We start from the raw sequence: 22961 nt of genomic DNA on the forward strand, positions 1-22961 counted from the left end.
CGGCTTTCAAAAGCATCCAACGCGATATCTTTTAAATAATGGAGATTGCTTATTGCTTCACGCTTTTGTTTATTGCGTTCTTTAATGGGGTCACGCCCCTCACGTAAAACAGAGCGCCATCCAGTTGCCAATTCACGGGCTTGTTTTAAAGAGACATCTCTCAAGGCACCCAAGCCCATTTCACGGCGCCGCCCATGAATGGTAAAACGGTAAATCCATTGAGCACCTCCATCTTTACGCTTATGAAGTAACAAGCCGGCACCATCATTATATTTGCCAGCTCCCAATGTTGCGACAGCCCTTGCATTAAGACGGTTCATAAGAGCCATTTTTAGTCCTTTCTTATACAAATTTTATCCACACACTCATCCCACTTGTGATGTGCAAACGAGTGGTTTTAGTTGATTCAAGATAAACAGATTTGAAATGAGAGAATCTTACGTTATTCGGGATTCTAATTCAATATGAATAACGCTATATTATCATTATAAATCAATGTGTTATCTGATTTCAGCAACACACCAGATAGATATTCGTGATACTTAGACGCCAACCCAATATAAAAATGTAAGAAACACCTATGCAGAATGATTTCATTCTTTAATTTTTTCCAGAAAATCTTTTAGTGCCGCAAATGCCTCATCAGCTTTGTTCCCCTCAGGACCACCTGCCTGCGCCATATCAGGACGGCCACCTCCACCTTTACCACCAAGCATACCTGAAAGAATATGAACGAGATCAACAGCATTTAACTTATCCGTTAAATCATCCGTAACGCCGACAACAGCACTCCCTTTTCCATCCTCTGAGACACTAATAAAAGCAACCACTCCAGATCCGATTTGTTTTTTCTCAGAATCGACGAGCGCCTTAAGATCCCGTGGTAAAATATTTTTAACAACGCGTCCGGTAAAAGAAAGCCCATTGATGATGGTAATATCACCTTGGCTCCTTTCTGTTATTCCACCACTCAACATCATTTTCTTGCGTACATCATTCAATTCTTTTTCAAGTTTACGACGATCATCAAGCAAAATTCGCACCCGTTCTTCCACGCCAGCAGAAGAAGTTTTTAAAAGATCAGCAATTTCATGAATACGTTCATCTTGGCGGCTAAGATAAAGACGTGCTTCTTTGCCTGTTAAAGCTTCAATACGCCGCACTCCAGCCGAAACAGAACTTTCAGAAAAAATATGAATCAAACCAATATCACCTGTTCGCTCCACATGTGTGCCTCCACAAAGCTCTATTGACCAATGCTTTTTTAATCTTCGCTGTTCAAGTGGCTCCCCCATAGAAACAACGCGAACTTCATCACCATATTTTTCACCAAATAATGCCATTGCACCTTCAGAAATTGCATCATCTACAGCCATGAGGCGCGTTATCACTCTACTATTTTGCAAAATAATCTCATTTGCTAAATCTTCTATTTTTTTCAGTTCTTCTGGTGAAACGGATTTTGGATGAGAAAAATCAAAACGCAACCGATCTGGCGATACAAGAGAGCCTTTTTGTGTAACATGAGATCCCAAAACTTGTCGTAAAGCTTCATGTAACAAATGAGTAGCAGAATGATTTCCACGAATTTTTTTACGACGGACAACATCAACGGTTAATTCTACACAATCAGACCTCGATGCCTGACCAGATTTCACCTCCCCAATATGGATAAAAACACCATCACCCTTTCTTTGGGTATCATGCACCTCAAAAATAAAATTTTCACCAGAAATGATACCACTATCACCAATTTGTCCACCAGATTCACCATAAAAAGGTGTCTGATTAACAACAAGCATAGCTTTCTGACCTGAAGAAATATGATCAACAAGTTTACCATCACACACGAGAGCTGTAAGAATGCCTTTAGCCGTTTCTGTTTCATAACCCAAAAATTCTGTAGCCCCCACTTTATCACGAACAGAAAACCAGATCTTTTCTGTTACAGCTTCCCCAGAACCAGACCAATTGGCACGCGCTTCCTCTTTTTGACGTTCCATCGCTTTATCAAAGGTATCAACATCAACAGATATTCCACGACGCCGCAAAACATCCTGCGTTAAATCAAGCGGAAAACCATAGGTATCATAAAGCTTGAAAGCAACTTCACCATTTAAATGATCTCCTTCTTTAAGATCGGTACTTGCTTCATTTAACAAACCAAGTCCTCGTTCAAGCGTTTTACGAAAACGTATTTCTTCTAACCTTAAAGTTTCTGAAATCAAAGATTCAGCACGCACCAATTCAGGATAGGCTTGTCCCATTTCGCGGTTTAAAGCAGGCAAAAGTCGCCACAATAAGGGCTCTTTAGCACCAAGAAGATGCGCATGACGCATAGCACGACGCATAATACGACGTAAAACATATCCTCTTCCTTCATTAGAAGGAAGCACACCATCAGCAATCAAAAATGCAGATGAGCGAAGATGATCAGCAATGACACGATGGCTGGCAATAAAATCACCCTTTGCCTCAATCCCTGTAATTTCTTCTGATGCAGCAATTAATGCACGAAAAAGATCAATGTCATAATTATCATGAACGCCCTGTAAAACAGCAGCAATACGCTCTAATCCCATACCGGTATCAATAGAAGGATGAGGCAAGTCAACACGTTTTTCCTGAGAAATCTGCTCATATTGCATAAAAACAAGATTCCAAATCTCAATAAAGCGATCGCCATCTTCTTCCATACTTCCAGGAGGACCGCCCCAGATTTCATCGCCATGATCATAAAAAATCTCCGAACAAGGACCACAAGGTCCTGTTTCTCCCATCGACCAAAAATTATCAGCCGTCGCAATACGGACAATTTTTTCATCTGGGAGACCTGAAATTCTACGCCACAGTTCAGCAGCAACATCATCACTCTGGTAAACTGTCACCAACAATTTATCTTTTGGTAGGCAAAATTCCTTCGTTAAAAGATTCCATGATAAAAGAATGGCTTCTTCTTTGAAATAATCACCGAAAGAAAAATTACCCAGCATTTCAAAAAATGTATGATGGCGTGCCGTATAACCAACATTATCAAGATCATTATGCTTTCCACCCGCACGAACACATTTTTGTGCCGTTGTTGCTTGCTTATAAGGAGGTTGTTCAAGTCCAGTAAAAACATTTTTAAACTGCACCATCCCTGCATTTGTAAACATAAGTGTAGGATCATTTCGCGGAACAAGCGGACTAGAAGAAAGAACTTTATGCCCATTACGATGAAAATAATCCAAAAATATTGACCGAATATTATTAACACTATTCATACTGACACCTGCTCAATACAGCACAAAACCATAAAAGAAAAATCCCCCTCATTAAATATCCTCTTCGCCACGCATGGAGTCAATTTAATCAAAGAATGGAATATTTGTTTTAAAATAATTGAGAAAAAAATGACTGTATATTTAAAAACTCAAACAAAAAAACAGAAAAATCTTAAAGGAAAAAAATTATAGACGAAAAAAACGCTCCATCAAATGGTTTCATCACTTTCTATATTTTCTGACCCTGCATTTTCTAACAATTCAATCGCAATCAAACCAGCATTTTGGCGCAAAGCTGATTCAATCTCTGTAGCTATTTCCGCATGTTCACGTAAAAACTGCTTTGCATTCTCACGCCCCTGTCCTAAACGCTGAGAATTATAAGAAAACCATGCACCAGATTTTTCCACAATACCAACCTTGACACCCAAATCAATCAGTTCACCTACTTTGGAAATACCTTCACCATAAATAATATCAAACTCAACCTGTTTGAATGGAGGCGCCAGTTTATTCTTCACCACTTTAACACGCGTCTGATTACCAACGATTGCATCCCTATCTTTAATGGATCCAATGCGACGAATATCTAAACGAACAGAAGCATAAAACTTTAAAGCGTTTCCACCCGTTGTCGTTTCGGGAGAACCAAACATCACACCAATTTTCATGCGAATTTGATTAATAAAGACAACCATACAGTTAGAGCGAAAAATTGCTGCCGTTAATTTTCGCAACGCTTTACTCATTAACCGTGCTTGCAATCCGGGCAAAGCATCACCCATTTCACCGTCAATCTCTGCTCGCGGTGTTAAAGCTGCGACAGAATCCACAACAAGCACATCAACTGCACCAGAACGAACCAACGTTTCTGTAATTTCCAATGCCTGTTCACCGGTATCTGGCTGAGAAATGAACAAGTTTTCTAAATCAACACCAAGCTTACGCGCATAAATAGGATCAAGCGCATGCTCTGCATCAATAAAAGCACAAATTCCACCCCCTTTCTGTGCTTCAGCAATAGCATGTAGAGCCAATGTTGTTTTCCCAGAACTTTCTGGTCCATAAATCTCAACAATACGCCCCTTCGGTAATCCACCAATCCCTAAAGCAATATCCAAGGATAACGACCCTGTTGGAACTGTTTCAATTTCAACAACCTGCTCTTTTTGCCCAAGACGCATAATCGAGCCTTTACCAAAAGAACGTTCAATTTGTGAGAGAGCAGCATCGAGAGCTTTTGTTTTATCCACGATTATATCCTTGACCGATTCATAATAACCTAAAACTTAAGTGTACACTGTACTTTTAATTTAACTAAAGGCTTGAGTTTAGATTTTCACAGACTATTTCCATTCCTATCTCCACATTATGTCCATAACATTCATGACCATCACAATAAAGAATTGGCATCGCTTATCTTATGACACAAAATAAACTCCAATAAAATAATATCCCCATGAGAGCATAGTTAACATATTTATATCTCTCTAGAAAAGGAACAATTTAAATTTAAACACAATGTTCTACAGCCCTTCTTCTTATCCCTTTGATTAAGTACTTAAGTGACTAAGAATTCTCCTGCTATTGATCACACAAAAACGCATTATCAATCAACCTCATCCCCTATCGCATCGAAGAACAAAACGCCATTGTGTTGCATATTCATGCACTTGATTTAAGAAACATCTCTCAACACCCCCAAGCTCACTTCGTGACAACACCCATGAATGCGGTATACTGTAAAGCCCTTTGGGAGCCACCATCTTTACACTAAAGAATGAGAAAGTCGGCACCATCACACTATTTATCATCCCCCAATGTTGCGACAACTCTCGGCACTTGAGACGCTTCATAAGAAGAATTTTTAGTTCTTTCTTGTACAGTTTTTATCACACGCTAATCCTGCTTATAACGCACAAGCGAATGATTTGATTGCTTCAACAAATACCAAGCTTGGAATGAGTAAAATTCACGGTATTTAGGACTTTTATTCAACTTACAAAACAGTGAGTTATCGTTATAAATCAATTATATTATTTAATAAAAACCACAAAAATAAAGCAGCTTAAAAGTTGAATAACACATTTAAATTTGATAAAAAAATATGCACTTTTGAAGATATCAAAAAAAATCTCTACGAGCAATGCAATAAATATTTAAAATATAAGCTAAACTGCTCATACAATAACATAAGAGATAAAAAATAAATCCAAGATCAATAAAACATGTATTTCTACTCAAATTTTATTTTTGATCTTTACGTTTTTTGCGCAATTGTTTCCACCACTCAAGACGTTTCACAATTTCACGCTCAAAACCACGCTCAACTGGCTTATAATAACTCTGACGCCCAAGTTTTTCGGGAAAATATTCTTGTCCTGAAAAAGCGTCTGGTTCATCATGGTCATAACAATAACCATTTCCAAACCCTTCCTCCTTCATAAATTTCGTAGGAGCATTAAGAATATGCTTAGGAGGTGATAAAGAGCCATTTTTGCGCGCACAACGCAGTGCTGCTTTATACGCGAGATATGTTGCATTTGACTTTGGCGCAGTTGCAACATAAAGACATGCTTGCGCCAAAGCCAATTCTCCTTCTGGTGATCCTAAATAATCATAGGCATCTTTTGCTGCATTACAAATGACCAGAGCTTGAGGATCAGCCAAACCAACATCTTCAACAGCCATACGAACCAATCTTCGCCCAATATAGAGAGGATCTTCACCAGCATCCAACATACGTGCCAAATAATAAAGCGCAGCATCAGGATCAGATCCACGAACGGATTTATGCAACGCTGAAATGAGATTATAATGCCCATCTCGTCCTTTATCATAAATGGGCACACGACGCTGAATAACTTTTTGCAAAGCAACAACATCAAGAATCTCTCCCAATGGTGCAATAGACCAAACTTCCTCTGCCAATGTTAACGCTACCCGCGCATCACCATCAGACATCTCTATCAAAACGTCTCTGGCATCATTATCCAAGGGAAGAGTTTTTCCCTCCACTTCTTCAGCACGCCTCAAAAGCATGTCCAAACTTTCATGATCATGTGAAAGAAATGTTAAAACACGTGCACGCGAAAGAAGAGCAGCATTAAGTTCAAAAGAAGGATTTTCGGTTGTTGCACCTATAAGTACCACAATACCTTCTTCCATCACAGAAAGAAAACTATCCTGCTGTGCACGATTAAACCGATGAATTTCATCAACAAAGAGAAGTGTTTTATCTCCAGATATAAAACGCCTCTGCGCAACTTCAAAAATCTTTTTAAGTTCAGAAACTCCTGTAAAAATAGCAGAAACCTGTTCAAACGCGAAACTTGTTTCAAGTGCTAACAAACGTGCAACGGTTGTTTTTCCCGTCCCTGGAGGTCCCCAAAAAATCATCGATCCAATTGAGCCAGTTGCCACCATACGTGAAAGCAAACCATCCTCTCCAATCAAATGCTTTTGTCCCACAACATCATTGAGAGAACAAGGGCGCATTCTTTCTGCAAGTGGCTGATTTTTATTAACTTGAAAATCAAACGACGAAGTAAAAAAATCTTTCTTCAAAAAAAAACCTCAACGAATAAATTGGCGAATATACATACCATCACGTTCATATTCCAATTGCCAAGTACGCGAACGAGCTTGCATAAGAACCTTTTTCAACTGATGAACTGTTTGAATTTTATGGCCATTTACAACACGTAGAATATCTCCTGACTGAAAAATTCCAGCTGCATTGCTCATATCATCAAGGTTGGTAATCACAACCCCTTTTGCAGATATAGGAAGATGAAAACGTCGACTATTTTGCGGTGTTAAATCTAACACTTCAGCACCAGAAAGAGGACTGTCACCCGTAATTTTTTCAGATTTTAAAAATGCAGTTTCTGATATCGATGAAACTGTTATTTGTGTTTTTAAAGTTTTTCCATTTCGTAAATATTCCAAAGCAAGACTATGCTCAACGTCAGCTGTCATCAAACGATACCCAAGACTATCTGGACTATCAACGCGTACCCCTTGCACACTCAAAATAACATCACCTACTTTCAATCCAGCTTTTTCAGCAGGACTATCTTTGATAACTTCAATAATCAGAGCACCATAGGGACGTTCTAAACCTAAACCACCAGCAATATCAGGTGTAACATTTTGAAAAGAAGCCCCAATATAAGGCGGCACAAAATATTTTCCACCGCGTTTAACAGTATCAAGCATCACTTTTACAAGATTAACTGGAATAGCAAAACCAATCCCTACAGAACCACCAGAACGCGAATAAATAGCCGTATTAATTCCGATTAATTGACCTTTCATATCAATTAAAGCGCCACCAGAATTCCCTGGATTAATGGCAGCGTCTGTTTGAATAAAAAAGTCAAAATCAGAAATCCCAACACGTGTACGCGCTTGCGCTGAAACAATACCACTTGTAACTGTTTGACCAACACCAAAAGGATTACCAATAGCAAGAACAAGATCACCAACTTCAACAGCATCAGAATTTCCCAAAGAAAGAACAGGGAATTGAGCATCTTTTTCCTCAACTTCAAGAATTGCAATATCAGTTGCTTCATCTTTGAGCACGATCTTACTCTCAAACTCCCGCCCATCAGAAAAAGCCACTTTAATTTCGCTTGCATCTTTAATGACGTGGTAATTTGTAACAATCAAACCACGTGAATCAACAATCACCCCTGATCCTAATGACGATTGCTTGCGAACAGGAAATTTATTTTGAAAACGACCAAAAAACTGCTCAAAAAATGGATCCCCTTCAAAAGGTGAGCGTGCTCTAATTTGTCGAGCTGCATAAATATTTACAACAGATGGAACTGTCTTTTTAACTAAAGGAGCAAATGAAAGAGTGATTTCTGTTTGTGTTTGAGGAACATGAGCATATACATGATCAAATGATATCTGCATCATAATTGCAAAAAAAATCCGCACCCAAAAAGAATATCTCATAATCCACTCCTTATAAAATCAGCATATTCTGTTGAAGATTAATAGAATAAAAAAACTCATCCCCGCAAATTAAGGATCTCTATTAATATTTCATAATAGAGAATAAAAACAACCTATTTGAACAATAAATATTATAAAAATAAGATAATTCAATGTCCCTATAATTTTCTCTCTGCAGCTATTTCTCAACTAAAACAAACTTAAAAATGCTCACAAAAAAACCGCCTAAGACAAGGCGGCCTTTAAAAATCCAACAGAGTAAAAAACTTTACGAAGATGTCCTCTTTTCATTCTCAGAAGCCTCCATGCGAGCACGATCCCCAGCACCCTTCGCTTCAACATCACGATCAACAAATTCTATAACAGCCATAGGCGCATTATCACCGGTACGAAACCCCGCTTTCATAATACGCAAATATCCACCGTTGCGGGATGCATAACGTGGCGCAAGCGTATCAAATAATTTTGCAACCTTTCCTGCATCACGAAGTGCTGCAATTGCTTGCCGACGCGCATGCAAACCACCACGCTTACCAAGAGTAACGAGTTTTTCAACAATAGGACGAATTTCTTTAGCCTTTGGAAGCGTTGTCATAATCTGCTCATGCTCGATCAACGAAGTTGCCATATTTGCAAACATCGCTTTACGGTGACTGGCAGTACGATTCAACTTGCGTCCTGACTTACTGTGGCGCATAAGCCCTCTCCTTAAATTCTAATTTTAATATTGATCTTCATAACGTTTTGCAAGATCATCAATGTTTTCAGGCGGCCACGCAGGAATTTCCATCCCAAGATGTAACCCCATACATGCCAAAACCTCTTTAATCTCATTCAACGATTTGCGACCAAAATTCGGTGTCCGAAGCATTTCAGATTCTGTTTTTTGAATAAGATCACCAATATAGACAATATTATCATTCTTAAGACAATTTGCAGAACGAACTGAAAGTTCTAATTCATCCACTTTTTTGAGAAGAGCAGGATTAAAAGAAAGCTCAGAATCAGCCTCTTCAACAGGCTCCTTCTGTGGCTCTTCGAAGTTAATAAATAATGATAATTGATCCTGAAGAATGCGTGCTGCAAAAGCAACAGCATCCTCTCCATTAACAGCACCATTCGTTTCAATCGTTAAGGTCAATTTATCATAATCCAAAACTTGACCTTCACGCGTATTTTCCACTTTATAAGACACTTTACGAATTGGTGAATAAAGACTATCAATTGGAATAAGCCCTATACGTGCATCATCAACACAATTACGATCAGATGGAACATACCCCTTCCCTGTGTTGACAATAAATTCCATACGAATTTCAGCATCTTCATCAAGAGTACAAATAACATGATCTGGATTTAGAATTTCCATATCCCCAACGGTACTGATATCTCCCGCTTTCACGACACCAGGCCCCTCTTTATAAACAACGACACGTTTAGGACCTTCTTCTTCCATACGAAGCGCAATTTCTTTTATATTCAGAATAATATCCGTAACATCCTCACGCACACCTGGAATCGATGAAAATTCATGTAAGACACCGTCAATCTGCACAGCAGTAATAGCAGCACCACGAAGCGAAGATAACAACACGCGACGAAGTGCATTTCCTAACGTTAAGCCAAAACCCCGCTCAAGAGGTTCAGCGATCACACTTATAACATTTGGATTATCATGCGCACATGATTCAACCTTATTGGGTTTAATAAGTTCTTGCCAGTTTTTCTGGATCATATTTTTATTCCCGTTCTTTAGTTCCGTTACCATTCAATCGTAACGACCAATGTGAACATCAGAGAAATCTCCGACAACAAAAAACAACACCCAATTAAACACGCCGCCTTTTCCGTGGACGACATCCATTATGAGGAATTGGTGTTACATCACGAATAGAAGTAATGACAAAACCAACAGATTGCAATGCACGTAGAGCAGATTCACGCCCTGATCCAGGTCCACAAACTTCAACTTCCAAAGAACGCATACCATGCTCTTGCGCTTTTCTTGCACAATCCTCCGCAGCAACTTGAGCAGCAAAAGGTGTCGATTTACGCGCACCTTTAAACCCTTGGGCCCCCGCAGATGACCAAGCAATTGCATTACCCTGAGCATCAGTAATAGTAATCATTGTGTTATTAAATGTTGAATTAATATGCACAACACCCGATGAAATATTTTTACGTTCGCGACGACGAACACGTGTGGCTTCCTTGGCCATAATTTCCCTTTCAACGATCTCATCACTGCCGTAACATCAGCAGCTCCACCTTCTTTTCCTTGTCAAAAAAATCAAACAAGAAACAGAATATATAAAAACCTTCCAAAAAGGCTCTTATTTCTTTTTACCGGCAATTGCCTTAGCTGGTCCTTTACGCGTACGGGCATTTGTATGTGTACGCTGCCCTCGGACAGGCAAAGACCGGCGATGACGCAATCCTCGATAACAACCAAGGTCCATCAAACGCTTAACATTCATAGCAACCTCACGACGAAGATCACCTTCAACTTGATAGCCTTGATCTATCGCCTCACGAATCTGCAGCACCTCAGCATCTGAAAGCTCATGCACACGACGCCCCAAGGGAATGCCAACTCTTTCAATAATTTCTTGAGCAAATTTTGGTCCAATCCCGTGGATATATTGAAGCGCAATAATTACACGCTTATTTGTCGGGATATTGACGCCAGCAATACGAGCCACGCCTACTCTCCTTAGTTATTTTGACAAATTGTTATAAAATACCTGATATACCTTACAGAAAAAATAGACTCAGAAAAAAATCTTCCGAATCCTATTATTTCACTAAAATAAATTAAATTCGTTTGTGATAGATTTCATCTCAAAAGTCAACTCTTTTCATTTATTTCTAAAAAAATCTTATGAAAGAAAACCTCTAATCATGCGTGTCACTTCAGTAATACCAATCATTCCATCAATGACCTTCAACATTCCCCTCTCTGAATAAAATTTTGATAAGGGAGCGGTTTTTTCACGATATTCTACTAATCTTTTTGCAAAAGCAACAGGATTGTCATCTAAACGAACCTGTCCACCAGCCGCTATTGTTTCCTCAACGCGCTTCTTCATACGTTCAATCAACACGTCTTCATCAACACACAACTCAATAACAGCATCAAGCCGCATATTTTTTGACTGCAAAATCTGTTGTAACGCTTCTGCCTGCCCCACAGTTCGAGGATATCCATCCAAAACAAAACCGTTTACACAATCAGTTTCATCAATCCGATCTGATACGATTTGGTTAACAATATTATCAGGAACCAAAGCACCAGAACTTATAATAGCTTTAGCTTTTTTACCAATCTCTGTTTCTTTGGCAATCACCTCACGCAACATATCCCCTGTTGACAAATGAGGAATGTTATATTCCTCAGTCAACATTTTTGCTTGCGTACCTTTTCCCGCTCCAGGAGGACCTAAAAGAATAACTCTCATCGATTCCTTCTACCTCCACGAAGTTTTGATTTTTTTATCAACCCTTCATATTGGTGGGCAACAAGATACCCCTGAATTTGAGCAACCGTATCAAGCGTAACAGTAACAACAATCAACAAGGATGTTCCCCCAAGATAAAAAGGAACCTGCAATGCAGATATCATAAACTCAGGTAACAAACAAACCAAGATAATATAAACAGCGCCCACAACAGTAATACGCGTCAAAACGTAATCAATATATTCGGCTGTACGCTCACCTGGACGAATCCCTGGAATAAAACCAGAATGTTTTTTCAACTGATCTGCAGTATCACTTGGATTAAACACAATAGCTGTATAAAAAAAGCAAAAAAACGCCATTAAAAATGCATAAACAATCATATAAAGTGGCTGTCCATGACCAAGAGCATAAGAAATCGCCTGAACCCATTGTGGCATTTTATCAGAAAAATTATTAATAGTGGCAGGTAATAATAATAAAGATGAAGCAAAAATAGGTGGAATAACACCAGCAGTATTCAACTTTAAAGGAAGATGCGACATATCTCCTTGAAACATTTGATTCCCGACCTGACGTTTTGGATACTGGATAAGAATTCGCCGTTGCGCACGCTCTATAAAAACAATAAGCCCAATAACCAAAACAGCAATAAGAACGATCCCTATTAAAAGAAAAGTTGATAAATCAGCCTGACTATGAGCTGTCAAAAGCTGAGCAAAAGTAGAAGGGAAGTTGGCTACAATCCCTGTAAAAATGATAAGAGAAACCCCATTACCAACACCACGTGACGTAATTTGCTCGCCAAGCCACATGAGAAACATCGTTCCGCCAACAAGAGTAATAACAGAAGAAATACGAAACATAAGACCTGGTTCTAAAACAATTTGAAGCCCCGTCCCTATACCGCTTTCAAGCGCAACCGCAATACCAAAAGCTTGTAGAATTGCCAATACTACTGTTACATAACGCGTATATTGATTGATAATCTTACGACCTAATTCCCCTTCTTTTTTAAGAGTTTCCAAAGAAGGAATAATAGATGTTAACAATTGCACAATAATAGATGCCGATATATAAGGCATGATACCCAGCGCAAAAATAGCCATACGCCCAACGGCACCCCCAGCAAACATATTAAAGAGTCCTAATACACCCGACGCGTGATGTTCGAATGTTTGCCGCAAAGCATCGATATTAATACCTGGAAGAGAGATGTAAGTGCCAAAGCGATATACAAGAAGTGCTGCCAGAGTAAACCAGATGCGTTTCTTTAATTCAGTTGCACGAGAAAAGGTACCGAAGTTTATATTGGAAGCAAATTGCTCTGCTGCTGATGCCATAAAACGTCTCCACTTCACACTCCAGTTCTTTAAAACACAGAAGTATAACCCTAAAATTCATATATGCATACACAAATAAATGCAGAACTTAAAAAATTCTCCACAAAAGATCCCACAGAACAGATGTAACTCTTCTTTAGGTCTCTACTCATATAAAAAATTATTGAGCAATATCAGGAAAAATAACCTGACCACCCACTTTTTCAATCTTAACACGAGCAGCTTGTGAAGCACCAGAAACATGAAAGGTAATCTTAGCCTTCAAATCACCATCAGAAAGAAGACGAACCCCGTCTTTTTCACGACGAATAATACCAGCTTCTTTCAAAGCAATCATATCAACAGGCTTTTCAATATTCAACTTACCTGCATCAACTGCCAACTGAATACGTCCTAGTGAAACTTCATTGTAGGTTTTGGCAAAGAAATTTCTAAATCCACGTTTTGGCAAACGACGATAGATAGGCATTTGCCCACCTTCAAAACCATTAAGGGAAACACCAGAACGCGACTTTTGCCCTTTTACACCACGACCACCAGTCTTACCCGTACCGGATCCAATACCACGCCCAACACGCTTACGATTTTTTGTTGCGCCTTCACAATCACGCAGTTCATTGAGTTTCATATCTAATACTCCCGCAACCCTTAACCTTCATCTATAACGCGAACAAGATGCCGAACCTGAGCAATCATACCCCGCACACAAAGTGTATCATCTAAAACGCGCCGACGACGCATTTTATTTAGTCCAAGCCCCTTTAAGGTTGCACGCTGAATCTGTGAGTTTCGAATAGGGCTTCCAATTTGCTCAACCGTGATAGTTTTACCACTCTGAGATTTTTTCTGAACCATTTTCTAATTCCTTTTCTGATAATCTCAGAAACTATCCTTCTAGGTCAACTAAATGGCGACGACGCGCCTGCAAAGTCGAATATTTTATACCACGCTGAGCAGCAATATCTCTAGGATGCATTTGATGTTTCAATGCATCAAATGTTGCACGAACCATGTTATAAGGATTAGACGATCCCAATGATTTTGCAACGACATCCTGCATACCAAGAGCTTCAAAAATAGCACGCATCGGTCCCCCAGCAATAATACCAGTACCAGCAGAAGCCGAACGTAGCAAAACACGCCCAGCTCCATGACGCCCTTCAAGATCATGGTGCAATGTACGTCCAGACCGAAGCGGAACATAAATCATCCCACGTTTTGCAGATTCCGTTGCTTTACGAACGGCTTCTGGAACTTCACGGGCCTTACCATGTCCAAAACCTACACGTCCTTTTTGATCTCCAACGACAACAAGAGCAGCAAAACCAAAACGCCGACCACCCTTTACAACTTTAGCAACACGATTGATATGAACTAGCCTATCGACAAACTCATTATCGCGTTCTTCTCTCTCACCACGTTCTTTTTGTGCCATTCCTCATTCCTTTTTCTTTTCCGGAAGCACGATAACAAAGTCCCTCATCAAACTGGAAGAACTTAAACGAAATACTCTAAACTCTCCTTACTCACTCACAAATAAGAAATTTTAGAAATTCAAACCACCTTCACGAGCAGCTTCAGCTAAAGCCTTGACTCGACCATGATACACATACGCTCCACGATCAAAAACCACTTCATTAACACCCGCTTGCTTCGCACGCTCAGCAATTAACTTACCAACAGCAAAAGCTGCTTTTTTATCAGCACCACTCTTTAACGACTTTTTTAAATCACTTTCAAGAGTAGAGGCTGAAACAAGTGTACATCCCCGCAAATCATCGATAACTTGAGCATAAATGTTCTGATTTGAACGATAAACACTAAGCCGAGGACGATCATGAGAAACCATTTTAATTCTACGACGAACACGCCTCGCACGACGTTGGATAATGTCCTTAGATGAAACCATAATACAAAATCCTTATTTCTTTTTACCTTCTTTACGGAAGATACGTTCATCTGCATGCTTAACACCTTTACCTTTATAAGGCTCAGGTCTACGATACTCACGAATCTCCGCTGCAACTTGTCCAACTTGCTGTTTATCAATTCCAGAAACAACAATTTCTGTCGGCTTAGGAACAGTTACAGTAACACCCGATGGAACTTTATAAACCACATCATGGGAAAAGCCTAGAGATAGTTGGACATCCTTACCCTGCAAAGCAGCACGATAACCAACCCCATTAATCTCCAACCTCTTTTCAAAACCATCCTTCACACCACAAAAAATGTTCTCAATCATTGAGCGCGACATACCCCATTTAGAACGCGCATCTTTTGACTGATCCCGCGGCATAACTGATATGATATTTTCCTCAAACTTGACTAAGACTTCATCATTGACGACGTAGCTCAGCTCACCTTTTGGACCTTTTGCCTTAACCAGCTGACCTTCAACAGTAGCAGTAACTCCAGAAGGAATTGAAATGGGTTTCTTTCCAATACGAGACATTGTTCTAACCTACTTTTTCTTCCGTTTTCTTGACATAACTTAGAAAACACGACAAAGGAGTTCTCCACCAACATTCTGTTCACGCGCCTCATGATCTGCCATGACGCCTTTAGGAGTCGATAAAATCGAAATACCAAGACCATTTGCCACCTGTGGAAGTGACTTAGCAGAAACATACACACGACGACCTGGCTTTGATACACGTGAAATCTCACGAATAGCAGCCAGCCCTTCAAAATACTTCAATTCGATTTCAATTTCAGCTTTCCCATCACCTAAATCAATTTGATTATATCCACGAATATAACCTTCCGACTGAAGAACATCAAGAACGTGCGCACGAAGCTTCGAAGCTGGAGTAACTACTTTACCTTTTTTACGACCAAGTGCATTACGAATACGTGTTAACATATCACCAAGAGGATCTGACATAGACATTAAATAATCTCCTCTTACCAACTAGACTTTACAATACCAGGAATATGGCCAATAGAGCCAAGCTCACGCAACGCAATTCGCGACATTTTTAATTTACGATAATAAGCCCGCGGACGACCTGAAACCTCACAGCGATTACGAATACGAACTTTCGAAGAATTACGTGGCAACTCTGCCAACTGAACAGAAGCTTTAAAACGTTCTTCAAGAGAAACCTTCTGATCCATAACTATTGCTTTCAAACGTGCACGACGGGCAGCATAACGCTTTACCATCACCTCACGACGCTTATTTTTTTCAACGGCACTTACTTTGGCCATACTTTCACCTCACTATGTCTGCCGTTACGAACGAAAAGGAAAATTAAAAGCACGCAATAACTCACGAGCTTCATCATCCGTTTTTGCTGTCGTACAAACAATAATATCCATGCCCCAAATTTGATCAACTTTATCATAGTTGATTTCTGGAAACACAATGTGTTCTTTAATACCCATAGCAAAATTGCCACGACCATCAAAACTCTTTGGATTCAAACCACGAAAGTCACGAACCCGTGGAAGAGCAATCGTAACAAGACGATCTAAAAACTCAAACATACGATCTTTACGCAATGTAACTTTAGCCCCAAGAGGCATTCCTTCACGAACCTTAAAGGTCGCAATAGAATTACGCGCACGTGTAACAACAGCCTTCTGACCTGTTATTAGCCCTAAATCCTCAGCAGCAAGAGAAGGCTTCTTCGAATCAGCCGTTGCTTCACCTATCCCCATATTTATTACAATTTTATCAATCCGCGGAATTTGCATCGCATTTCTGTAATTAAACTTCTCTTGAAGCGCTTTACGAATCACTTCAAAATAATGCGCTTTCATACGCGGTATTTGTCTTTCCTCAGCCATTAATCAACTCTCCCGAACGCTTGGCAAAACGCACTTTATTACCATCTGCATTCATACGAAAGCCTACACGTGTAGGCTTACCATCTTTAGGATCAGCAATCGCCAAATTAGACAGATGAATCGGAGCTTCTTTAGAAATAATTCCAGCTTCTTGCTTCTGCGTTTGACGTTGATGACGTTTAATCATATTAATCCCACGAACAAAAGCCTTATTCTCTTTTGGACTAACCTTAATTACTTCACCACTACATCCTTTATCCTTACCGGATAAAACAACAACTTTATCACCTTTTCGAATCTTCTGCATAACATTTACTCCTTACAGAACTTCAGGAGCGAGCGAGATGATCTTCATATGATTCCTACCACGCAATTCGCGGGGAACAGGTCCAAAGATACGAGTACCGATCGGCTCTTTTTTATTATCCACTAAAACCGCAGCATTACTATCAAAACGAATGACACTACCATCTGCGCGACGAATATCCTTAGCAGTACGAACCACAACAGCTTTCATAACATCACCTTTTTTAACACGGCCACGAGGAATAGCATCTTTAACCGAAACAACAATAATGTCACCGACCGAAGCATATTTCCGCTTTGAACCGCCTAACACCTTGATGCACATGACACGACGAGCACCAGAATTATCAGCAACGTCGAGGTTTGTTTGCATCTGAATCATGACTGGCCACCTTCTCTTAACACATATATCCGATTGTACCTTTTATACACTCGGATTTGCCTGCCAAATAACGATAAAGTCATCGCCTTTAAATTTATCAATGATAAAAACACTATTAAATTCTAAAACAATAAACTTAACTCATTACGCTACATTGTCTTTTACAACAATCCAACATTTATCTTTCGAAATTGGTCTAGATTCTTGAATAGAAACTTGATCCCCAATCTTGAATTGGTTGTTTTCGTCATGCGCTTTATAATTTTTAGACTGCCGAACAGTCTTCTTAAGAAGCGGATGAGAATAACGGCGCTCAACTTTGACAACAACAGTCTTATCACTTTTGTCGCTAATAACAACACCCTGCAAAACGCGTTTAGGCATCTCTCATTTCCTTAAACCTTACTTTCACTTACCTTTTGACGAAGAAAAGTTTTAATACGCGCAATATCACGACGAACTTGTCTAACACGCGCAGTCTTTTCTAATTGACCTGTTGCTTTTTGAAAACGCAAATTAAATTGCTCTTTCTTTAACTTAGCCAATTCATCTTTCACTTGGTCGAGCGTTTGCGCCCGTAATTCTGTGGCTTTCATCGCTTAACCTCATTATTCAGCAATACGCTGGATGAAACGCGTTTTTATAGGCAACTTTGCAGCACCCAATCTCAGTGCTTCACGTGCAACATCCTCAGGAACTCCATCGAGCTCAAACATGATGCGTCCAGGAGCAACACGTGCAGCCCAATAATCGACACTTCCCTTACCTTTACCCATACGAACTTCAGTCGGTTTAGATGTAACCGGAAGATCTGGAAAAATGCGAATCCATACACGACCAGAACGCTTCATATAACGCGTAATCGCACGGCGCGCCGCTTCAATTTGACGAGCAGTAATCCGCTCCGGCTCAACAGCCTTCAAACCGTAGGCACCGAAATTCAAATCCGTACCACCCTTCGCAACACCGTGAATACGGCCCTTGAACTGTTTACGGAACTTTGTGCGCTTTGGCTGCAACATTGTTCTCTACTCCAAATTTTAGTTCAATCTCAAAAACTAAGCATTTTCACGGCGACGATTCGATGAAGAACCAGATTGATCAACTTCCGTAGCACGACGTTCTGAAGCCATCGGATCATGCTCAAGAATCTCACCCTTAAAGACCCAAACTTTAATACCACAAATACCATAAGCGGTCTTAGCTTCTGCTGTACCGTAATCAACATCAGAACGCAAGGTATGAAGTGGAACACGACCTTCACGATACCATTCCATACGAGCAATTTCAGCACCACCAAGACGGCCAGAACAGTTGATACGAATACCTTCCGCACCAAGACGCATAGCAGACTGAACAGCACGCTTCATTGCACGACGAAAAGCAACACGACGCTCTAACTGTTGAGCAATTGATTGCGCAATAATCGTGGCATCAATCTCCGGTTTACGAATCTCCACAATATTTAATGAAGTTTCAGCATCCGTCATTTCTGAGAGCTTACGACGAAGCTTTTCGATATCAGCACCCTTTTTACCAATAATCAAACCAGGACGTGCAGAATGAATCGTAATACGACACTTCTTATGAGGACGCTCAATAACAACCTTCGAAATAGCCGCCTGTTTAAGCTCCTCCAGCACATATGAACGAATTTTCAAATCTTCATGAAGAAGGCGCCCATATTCACCACTATCAGCATACCAACGAGAATCCCAAGTCCGATTAACACCAAGACGAAGTCCTATTGGATTGATCTTCTGACCCATTACGCGGCCTCCACTTTTTCGGTAACTTCACGAACAATAACAGTAAGATGCGAAAATGGACGTTCAATTCTACTAGCACGCCCTCGACCACGAACATGAAAGCGCTTCATCACTATCGACTTACCAACATAAGCTTCCGCCACAATAAGCGAATCAATATCAAGATCGTGGTTATTCTCTGCATTTGCAATTGCTGATTCAAGCGTTTTTTTCACAGTAGCAGCAATACGCTTGCGTGAAAACATCAAATCAGCGAGTGCTACATTAACTCTTTTACCACGAATCATTACAGCAACTAAATTAAGCTTCTGCGGACTAACACGAATTGTCCGCGTGACAGCTCTTGCTTCATTATCTCTAAGCTGGCGCAAAACTTTAGCTTTTCCCATTCCTACTTCCTCTTCGCTTTTTTATCGGCACCATGACCATAATAAGTCCGGGTAGGAGCGAACTCACCAAACTTATGTCCAACCATCTCTTCAGAAACAGAAACAGGAATATGCTTATTACCGTTGTAAACACCAAAAGTTAAACCAACAAATTGCGGTAAAATAGTAGAGCGACGACTCCATATTTTTATAACTTCATTGCGCCCACTTGCACGTACCTTCTCTGCTTTACCAAGAAGATAGCCGTCAACAAACGGACCTTTCCACACTGAACGAACCACTTCAGACTACCTTTCTCATTTCTTGCGTTGATGACGCGTACGCATAATAAATTTATCAGTGGCTTTATTGGAGCGCGTACGCTTACCTTTCGTAGGCTTACCCCAAGGAGATACTGGATGGCGCCCCCCCGATGTACGACCTTCACCACCACCGTGCGGATGATCAACGGGGTTCATAGCAACACCACGAACATGTGGACGTTTACCACGCCAACGTGACCGACCTGCCTTACCATCATTAATATTCCCATGATCAGGATTTGAAACAGCACCAACAGTTGCAAAACAGCTACTAAGAACCAAACGCTGTTCACCAGAATTTAAACGAAGAATAGCCATACCATGATCTCGTCCAACCAACTGCGCATAAGTACCCGCTGAACGTGCAATCTGCCCCCCTTTTCCTGGCTTCATCTCAACATTATGAATAATTGTACCTACGGGCATATTAGCAAGAGGCATAGCATTACCTGGTTTAACATCCACATTTAAACCAGCCATAACAGAATCACCAACCGCAAGACGCTGTGGCGCAAGAATATAACTCATTTGCCCGTCCTCATAGCGAATTAAAGCAATAAAAGCAGTACGGTTAGGATCATATTCTAAACGCTCAACCTTTGCTGAAACATCACGTTTAAGACGCTTAAAATCGACAAACCGATAACTACGTTTATGTCCACCACCCTGAAAACGAGCAGTAACACGACCGCGATTATTACGTCCACCCTTTGAAGACAAACCTTCAGTCAACATCTTTATAGGTTTTCCCTTATAAAGACAAGAACGTTCCACAATAACAAGCTGACGCTGCCCAGGCGTCGTTGGATTAAATTGCTTAAGTGCCATTATTCCTATCTCCGAGCCTATTTAAAGACCTGTCGAAACGTCGATAGTCTGACCATTGGCCAGAGTTACGATCGCTTTTTTGACATCACTTTGCCGACCAACTATACCTTTAAAACGCTTCACTTTACCCTTACGGACTATCGTGTTAACTGCTTTAACTTTTACGCTAAAAAGCGCTTCAATAGCAGCCTTAATCTCAGGCTTCGTCGCTTTCGGCGCGACATTAAAAGCAACTTGATTATATTCAGAAATCATAGTCGACTTTTCAGTAATAACTGGACTAATAATTATATCATAATGGCGAAGATCTGTCATTTAAAACGCTCCTCAAGAGCCTCAACAGCCGCCTTTGATAAAACAAGTTTGCTGCGACGCAAAATATCATAAACATTAATTCCCTGAATAGGCAAAATATCAATATTAGGGATATTAGAGACTGCACGAAAAAAGTTAATATCAATCTCTTTACCACCAATCAAGAGAGCGTTATTAAATCCAAGCTTAGAAAAATGAGAAACAAGCATTTTCGTTTTCGCATCCTTAACAGTCAACTCATCCACAATAATTAAGTCTTTTGCTTTTAATTTTGCAGATAAAGCAAGACGTAACCCAAGAGCACGAATCTTTTTAGGAAGATCATGCGCATGGCTACGAACCACCGGTCCATGTGCCTTACCCCCACCTCTAAACTGCGGTGCACGGGCAGATGAATGTCGAGCACGCCCAGTTCCTTTTTGCTTAAACATTTTTGCCCCTGTTCGCGACACATCAGAACGACCTTGGGATTGATGACTCCCCTGCTGACGACGTGCAAGCTGCCAACGAACAACACGTTGCAAAATATCCTCACGTGGAACAAGATCAAAAATAGCTTCAGAAACCTTTAATTTGCCAGCTTCATTACCATCAAGAGTTTTAATTACAAGATCCATTATTAGGCTCCCTCAACTTCAGAGGTTTCCGTCACCGGAGTAACCATTTCCGTTTTCTCCTTCACAAGACGGCGAATACCAGCAGGCTTTGGAGCATTATCAGGAAGACGCTTCTTCACAGCATCCCGTACCAAAATCCAAGAACCTTTAGAACCAGAAACAGCACCACGCACTAAAATTAAACCACGTTCACTATCCGTGGAAATAACTTCAATATTCTGTGTTGTTACACGCACTTGCCCCATATGGCCAGCCATTTTTTTACCTTTAAAAACTTTACCAGGATCTTGACACTGCCCTGTAGAACCATGAGCACGATGTGTGATCGAATTACCATGGGAAGCACGATGCCCACCAAAGTTATGCCGTTTCATAACACCAGCAAACCCCTTACCAATACTGGTACCAGTCACATCAACTCTTTGTCCTGGAACAAAATGTTCCACCGTAATCTCAGTACCAACATCAAGAAGATTGTCGGGACTCACACGAAACTCCGCTATTTTAGCTTTAGGCTCAACAGAAGCCTTAGCAAAATGTCCGCGAAGAGCTTGTGAAGTATTCTTAACCTTAGCAAAGCCTACACCTAATTGAACAGCAGTATAACCATTCTTTTCAACTGTACGCTGAGCAACGACTTGACAATTCTCCAAACGAAGTACGGTCACCGGCACATGCTCACCAGCATCATTATAAATACGGGTCATGCCCAGCTTCTGTGCTATTACACCTGAACGCATCGGGTCTGTTCCTTCTGTCCTCAAACCTCAGAGCTTAATTTCTACATCCACACCAGCAGAAAGATCGAGCTTCATAAGCGCATCCACTGTTTGCGGCGTTGGATCAACAATATCAAGAAGACGCTTATGTGTTCGCATCTCAAACTGCTCACGACTCTTCTTATCGATATGCGGTCCACGATTGACCGTAAACTTCTCAATCCGCGTCGGAAGCGGAATGGGACCACGGACATTTGCACCGGTACGTTTAGCAGTCGATACAATCTCACGCGTCGACGTATCAAGAATTCTATGATCAAACGCTTTTAAGCGAATGCGAATATTCTGACTGTTCATGCTCTTTATTTCCCTGTTATACAGAGTGCCTTCAATAATGAAAACACTCAACAAGCATTATTTATTCAATGATTTTAGAGACGATACCGGCACCAACAGTACGACCACCTTCACGAATAGCAAAACGAAGCTTCTCTTCCATCG

At 40.4% G+C, this 22961-nt stretch carries 33 protein-coding genes; all 33 read right to left on the reverse strand.

What is annotated here, in order from left to right:
- Window positions 1-329, reverse strand: a 329-nt coding sequence (locus U736_RS0107255) for an Arm DNA-binding domain-containing protein (protein WP_155914999.1), incomplete at its 3' end; no start/stop codon positions are given.
- A gap of 264 nt (window positions 330-593) precedes the next feature.
- Window positions 594-3266: an alanine--tRNA ligase gene (alaS, locus tag U736_RS0107260; protein ID WP_015856563.1), complete on the reverse strand. Its 2673-nt coding sequence runs from the start codon at window positions 3264-3266 to the stop codon at window positions 594-596.
- Between the two features lie 209 nt (window positions 3267-3475).
- Window positions 3476-4519: a recombinase RecA gene (recA, locus tag U736_RS0107265; protein ID WP_015856564.1), complete on the reverse strand. Its 1044-nt coding sequence runs from the start codon at window positions 4517-4519 to the stop codon at window positions 3476-3478.
- Window positions 4520-5513: 994 nt separating this feature from the next.
- The gene (locus U736_RS0107270) at window positions 5514-6833 is read right to left on the reverse strand and encodes a replication-associated recombination protein A (RefSeq protein ID WP_026500556.1); all 1320 of its coding nucleotides are present in this window, start codon (window positions 6831-6833) and stop codon (window positions 5514-5516) included.
- 9 nt (window positions 6834-6842) lie between these two features.
- A complete protein-coding gene (locus U736_RS0107275; RefSeq protein ID WP_015856566.1) occupies window positions 6843-8237 on the reverse strand; it encodes a DegQ family serine endoprotease in 1395 nt (464 codons plus the stop codon).
- A gap of 268 nt (window positions 8238-8505) precedes the next feature.
- The gene (rplQ, locus tag U736_RS0107280; RefSeq protein ID WP_015856567.1) at window positions 8506-8934 is read right to left on the reverse strand and encodes a 50S ribosomal protein L17; all 429 of its coding nucleotides are present in this window, start codon (window positions 8932-8934) and stop codon (window positions 8506-8508) included.
- 24 nt (window positions 8935-8958) lie between these two features.
- Complete coding sequence (locus tag U736_RS0107285; protein ID WP_015856568.1) at window positions 8959-9972, reverse strand: DNA-directed RNA polymerase subunit alpha; 1014 nt, start codon at window positions 9970-9972, stop codon at window positions 8959-8961.
- A 94-nt stretch (window positions 9973-10066) separates the two neighbouring features.
- Complete coding sequence (gene rpsK / locus U736_RS0107290; protein ID WP_007347762.1) at window positions 10067-10456, reverse strand: 30S ribosomal protein S11; 390 nt, start codon at window positions 10454-10456, stop codon at window positions 10067-10069.
- A 114-nt stretch (window positions 10457-10570) separates the two neighbouring features.
- Entirely contained in the window at window positions 10571-10939 is a 369-nt protein-coding gene (gene rpsM / locus U736_RS0107295; protein ID WP_026500557.1) for a 30S ribosomal protein S13, read from the reverse strand.
- A gap of 177 nt (window positions 10940-11116) precedes the next feature.
- Window positions 11117-11695, reverse strand: a complete 579-nt coding sequence (locus U736_RS0107300; protein WP_015856570.1) for an adenylate kinase — start codon at window positions 11693-11695, stop codon at window positions 11117-11119.
- Window positions 11692-13038, reverse strand: coding sequence for a preprotein translocase subunit SecY (gene secY / locus U736_RS0107305; RefSeq protein ID WP_015856571.1), 1347 nt, complete (start codon window positions 13036-13038; stop codon window positions 11692-11694). The genes U736_RS0107300 and secY overlap by 4 nt, the downstream gene beginning before the upstream one ends.
- A gap of 160 nt (window positions 13039-13198) precedes the next feature.
- Complete coding sequence (rplO, locus tag U736_RS0107310; protein WP_015856572.1) at window positions 13199-13666, reverse strand: 50S ribosomal protein L15; 468 nt, start codon at window positions 13664-13666, stop codon at window positions 13199-13201.
- A gap of 20 nt (window positions 13667-13686) precedes the next feature.
- Entirely contained in the window at window positions 13687-13893 is a 207-nt protein-coding gene (gene rpmD, locus U736_RS0107315; RefSeq protein ID WP_015856573.1) for a 50S ribosomal protein L30, read from the reverse strand.
- A gap of 31 nt (window positions 13894-13924) precedes the next feature.
- A complete protein-coding gene (rpsE, locus tag U736_RS0107320; protein WP_015856574.1) occupies window positions 13925-14473 on the reverse strand; it encodes a 30S ribosomal protein S5 in 549 nt (182 codons plus the stop codon).
- Between the two features lie 111 nt (window positions 14474-14584).
- Window positions 14585-14947, reverse strand: a complete 363-nt coding sequence (gene rplR, locus U736_RS0107325; RefSeq protein ID WP_015856575.1) for a 50S ribosomal protein L18 — start codon at window positions 14945-14947, stop codon at window positions 14585-14587.
- A 12-nt stretch (window positions 14948-14959) separates the two neighbouring features.
- Window positions 14960-15493: a 50S ribosomal protein L6 gene (rplF, locus tag U736_RS0107330; RefSeq protein WP_015856576.1), complete on the reverse strand. Its 534-nt coding sequence runs from the start codon at window positions 15491-15493 to the stop codon at window positions 14960-14962.
- 39 nt (window positions 15494-15532) lie between these two features.
- Window positions 15533-15931: a 30S ribosomal protein S8 gene (gene rpsH / locus U736_RS0107335; protein ID WP_015856577.1), complete on the reverse strand. Its 399-nt coding sequence runs from the start codon at window positions 15929-15931 to the stop codon at window positions 15533-15535.
- 14 nt (window positions 15932-15945) lie between these two features.
- Entirely contained in the window at window positions 15946-16251 is a 306-nt protein-coding gene (gene rpsN, locus U736_RS0107340) for a 30S ribosomal protein S14 (protein ID WP_005773283.1), read from the reverse strand.
- Between the two features lie 24 nt (window positions 16252-16275).
- Window positions 16276-16833, reverse strand: a complete 558-nt coding sequence (gene rplE / locus U736_RS0107345) for a 50S ribosomal protein L5 (protein WP_015856578.1) — start codon at window positions 16831-16833, stop codon at window positions 16276-16278.
- On the reverse strand, window positions 16826-17140 hold the full coding sequence (gene rplX, locus U736_RS0107350) for a 50S ribosomal protein L24 (protein WP_015856579.1): 315 nt from the start codon (window positions 17138-17140) through the stop codon (window positions 16826-16828). The genes rplE and rplX overlap by 8 nt, the downstream gene beginning before the upstream one ends.
- 12 nt (window positions 17141-17152) lie before the next feature.
- Window positions 17153-17521: a 50S ribosomal protein L14 gene (gene rplN / locus U736_RS0107355; RefSeq protein ID WP_004855715.1), complete on the reverse strand. Its 369-nt coding sequence runs from the start codon at window positions 17519-17521 to the stop codon at window positions 17153-17155.
- A gap of 144 nt (window positions 17522-17665) precedes the next feature.
- Window positions 17666-17905 carry a 30S ribosomal protein S17 gene (gene rpsQ / locus U736_RS0107360; protein ID WP_012231991.1) on the reverse strand — a complete coding sequence of 80 codons (240 nt, stop codon included), beginning with the start codon at window positions 17903-17905 and terminating at the stop codon, window positions 17666-17668.
- A gap of 11 nt (window positions 17906-17916) precedes the next feature.
- Window positions 17917-18117: a 50S ribosomal protein L29 gene (gene rpmC, locus U736_RS0107365; RefSeq protein ID WP_015856580.1), complete on the reverse strand. Its 201-nt coding sequence runs from the start codon at window positions 18115-18117 to the stop codon at window positions 17917-17919.
- A 12-nt stretch (window positions 18118-18129) separates the two neighbouring features.
- Window positions 18130-18543, reverse strand: coding sequence for a 50S ribosomal protein L16 (gene rplP / locus U736_RS0107370; protein ID WP_015856581.1), 414 nt, complete (start codon window positions 18541-18543; stop codon window positions 18130-18132).
- A gap of 36 nt (window positions 18544-18579) precedes the next feature.
- Window positions 18580-19290 (reverse strand): 30S ribosomal protein S3, encoded by a 711-nt coding sequence (rpsC, locus tag U736_RS0107375; protein WP_015856582.1) that lies wholly within the window; start codon window positions 19288-19290, stop codon window positions 18580-18582.
- On the reverse strand, window positions 19290-19679 hold the full coding sequence (gene rplV / locus U736_RS0107380) for a 50S ribosomal protein L22 (RefSeq protein WP_026500558.1): 390 nt from the start codon (window positions 19677-19679) through the stop codon (window positions 19290-19292). The genes rpsC and rplV overlap by 1 nt, the downstream gene beginning before the upstream one ends.
- A gap of 2 nt (window positions 19680-19681) precedes the next feature.
- Complete coding sequence (rpsS, locus tag U736_RS0107385) at window positions 19682-19960, reverse strand: 30S ribosomal protein S19 (RefSeq protein ID WP_004855734.1); 279 nt, start codon at window positions 19958-19960, stop codon at window positions 19682-19684.
- 15 nt (window positions 19961-19975) lie between these two features.
- Complete coding sequence (rplB, locus tag U736_RS0107390; RefSeq protein WP_015856584.1) at window positions 19976-20809, reverse strand: 50S ribosomal protein L2; 834 nt, start codon at window positions 20807-20809, stop codon at window positions 19976-19978.
- A gap of 21 nt (window positions 20810-20830) precedes the next feature.
- A complete protein-coding gene (locus U736_RS0107395; protein WP_015856585.1) occupies window positions 20831-21124 on the reverse strand; it encodes a 50S ribosomal protein L23 in 294 nt (97 codons plus the stop codon).
- Window positions 21121-21741 (reverse strand): 50S ribosomal protein L4, encoded by a 621-nt coding sequence (gene rplD, locus U736_RS0107400; protein WP_015856586.1) that lies wholly within the window; start codon window positions 21739-21741, stop codon window positions 21121-21123. The genes U736_RS0107395 and rplD overlap by 4 nt, the downstream gene beginning before the upstream one ends.
- Window positions 21742-21743: 2 nt before the next feature.
- A complete protein-coding gene (gene rplC / locus U736_RS0107405; protein WP_015856587.1) occupies window positions 21744-22481 on the reverse strand; it encodes a 50S ribosomal protein L3 in 738 nt (245 codons plus the stop codon).
- A gap of 27 nt (window positions 22482-22508) precedes the next feature.
- Window positions 22509-22817, reverse strand: coding sequence for a 30S ribosomal protein S10 (gene rpsJ / locus U736_RS0107410; protein ID WP_005773267.1), 309 nt, complete (start codon window positions 22815-22817; stop codon window positions 22509-22511).
- Window positions 22818-22878: 61 nt separating this feature from the next.
- The coding region (locus U736_RS11915) for an EF-Tu C-terminal domain-related protein (RefSeq protein WP_006589354.1) at window positions 22879-22961 on the reverse strand (83 nt) is incomplete at its 5' end.

The organism is Bartonella grahamii ATCC 700132, assembly GCF_000518085.1.
Classification (GTDB): domain Bacteria; phylum Pseudomonadota; class Alphaproteobacteria; order Rhizobiales; family Rhizobiaceae; genus Bartonella; species Bartonella grahamii.

Bases quoted from the DNA above. Each gene is read 5' to 3' on its own strand.
- secY (WP_015856571.1), bottom strand. From the start codon at position 13,038: ATGGCATCAGCAGCAGAGCAATTTGCTTCCAATATAAACTTCGGTACC.
- rplX (WP_015856579.1), bottom strand. From the start codon at position 17,140: ATGCAGAAGATTCGAAAAGGTGATAAAGTTGTTGTTTTATCCGGTAAG.
- rpmD (WP_015856573.1), bottom strand. From the start codon at position 13,893: ATGGTTCAGAAAAAATCTCAGAGTGGTAAAACTATCACGGTTGAGCAA.
- rpsQ (WP_012231991.1), bottom strand. From the start codon at position 17,905: ATGCCTAAACGCGTTTTGCAGGGTGTTGTTATTAGCGACAAAAGTGAT.
- rplQ (WP_015856567.1), bottom strand. From the start codon at position 8,934: ATGCGCCACAGTAAGTCAGGACGCAAGTTGAATCGTACTGCCAGTCAC.
- rpsE (WP_015856574.1), bottom strand. From the start codon at position 14,473: ATGGCACAAAAAGAACGTGGTGAGAGAGAAGAACGCGATAATGAGTTT.
- U736_RS0107285 (WP_015856568.1), bottom strand. From the start codon at position 9,972: ATGATCCAGAAAAACTGGCAAGAACTTATTAAACCCAATAAGGTTGAA.
- rpsN (WP_005773283.1), bottom strand. From the start codon at position 16,251: ATGGCCAAAGTAAGTGCCGTTGAAAAAAATAAGCGTCGTGAGGTGATG.
- rplN (WP_004855715.1), bottom strand. From the start codon at position 17,521: ATGATTCAGATGCAAACAAACCTCGACGTTGCTGATAATTCTGGTGCT.
- rpsK (WP_007347762.1), bottom strand. From the start codon at position 10,456: ATGGCCAAGGAAGCCACACGTGTTCGTCGTCGCGAACGTAAAAATATT.
- rplV (WP_026500558.1), bottom strand. From the start codon at position 19,679: ATGGGAAAAGCTAAAGTTTTGCGCCAGCTTAGAGATAATGAAGCAAGA.
- alaS (WP_015856563.1), bottom strand. From the start codon at position 3,266: ATGAATAGTGTTAATAATATTCGGTCAATATTTTTGGATTATTTTCAT.
- U736_RS0107300 (WP_015856570.1), bottom strand. From the start codon at position 11,695: ATGAGAGTTATTCTTTTAGGTCCTCCTGGAGCGGGAAAAGGTACGCAA.
- rplD (WP_015856586.1), bottom strand. From the start codon at position 21,741: ATGGATCTTGTAATTAAAACTCTTGATGGTAATGAAGCTGGCAAATTA.
- rpsJ (WP_005773267.1), bottom strand. From the start codon at position 22,817: ATGAACAGTCAGAATATTCGCATTCGCTTAAAAGCGTTTGATCATAGA.
- U736_RS0107275 (WP_015856566.1), bottom strand. From the start codon at position 8,237: ATGAGATATTCTTTTTGGGTGCGGATTTTTTTTGCAATTATGATGCAG.
- rplP (WP_015856581.1), bottom strand. From the start codon at position 18,543: ATGTTGCAGCCAAAGCGCACAAAGTTCCGTAAACAGTTCAAGGGCCGT.
- rplO (WP_015856572.1), bottom strand. From the start codon at position 13,666: ATGAAACTCAATGAACTGCGTGATTGTGAAGGCGCAACAAAAAATCGT.
- rpsH (WP_015856577.1), bottom strand. From the start codon at position 15,931: ATGTCTATGTCAGATCCTCTTGGTGATATGTTAACACGTATTCGTAAT.
- rpmC (WP_015856580.1), bottom strand. From the start codon at position 18,117: ATGAAAGCCACAGAATTACGGGCGCAAACGCTCGACCAAGTGAAAGAT.
- rplB (WP_015856584.1), bottom strand. From the start codon at position 20,809: ATGGCACTTAAGCAATTTAATCCAACGACGCCTGGGCAGCGTCAGCTT.
- rplR (WP_015856575.1), bottom strand. From the start codon at position 14,947: ATGGTTTCATCTAAGGACATTATCCAACGTCGTGCGAGGCGTGTTCGT.
- rpsC (WP_015856582.1), bottom strand. From the start codon at position 19,290: ATGGGTCAGAAGATCAATCCAATAGGACTTCGTCTTGGTGTTAATCGG.
- U736_RS0107395 (WP_015856585.1), bottom strand. From the start codon at position 21,124: ATGACAGATCTTCGCCATTATGATATAATTATTAGTCCAGTTATTACT.
- rplF (WP_015856576.1), bottom strand. From the start codon at position 15,493: ATGTCTCGTATTGGAAAGAAACCCATTTCAATTCCTTCTGGAGTTACT.
- rplC (WP_015856587.1), bottom strand. From the start codon at position 22,481: ATGCGTTCAGGTGTAATAGCACAGAAGCTGGGCATGACCCGTATTTAT.
- rplE (WP_015856578.1), bottom strand. From the start codon at position 16,833: ATGGCTGAGGAAAGACAAATACCGCGTATGAAAGCGCATTATTTTGAA.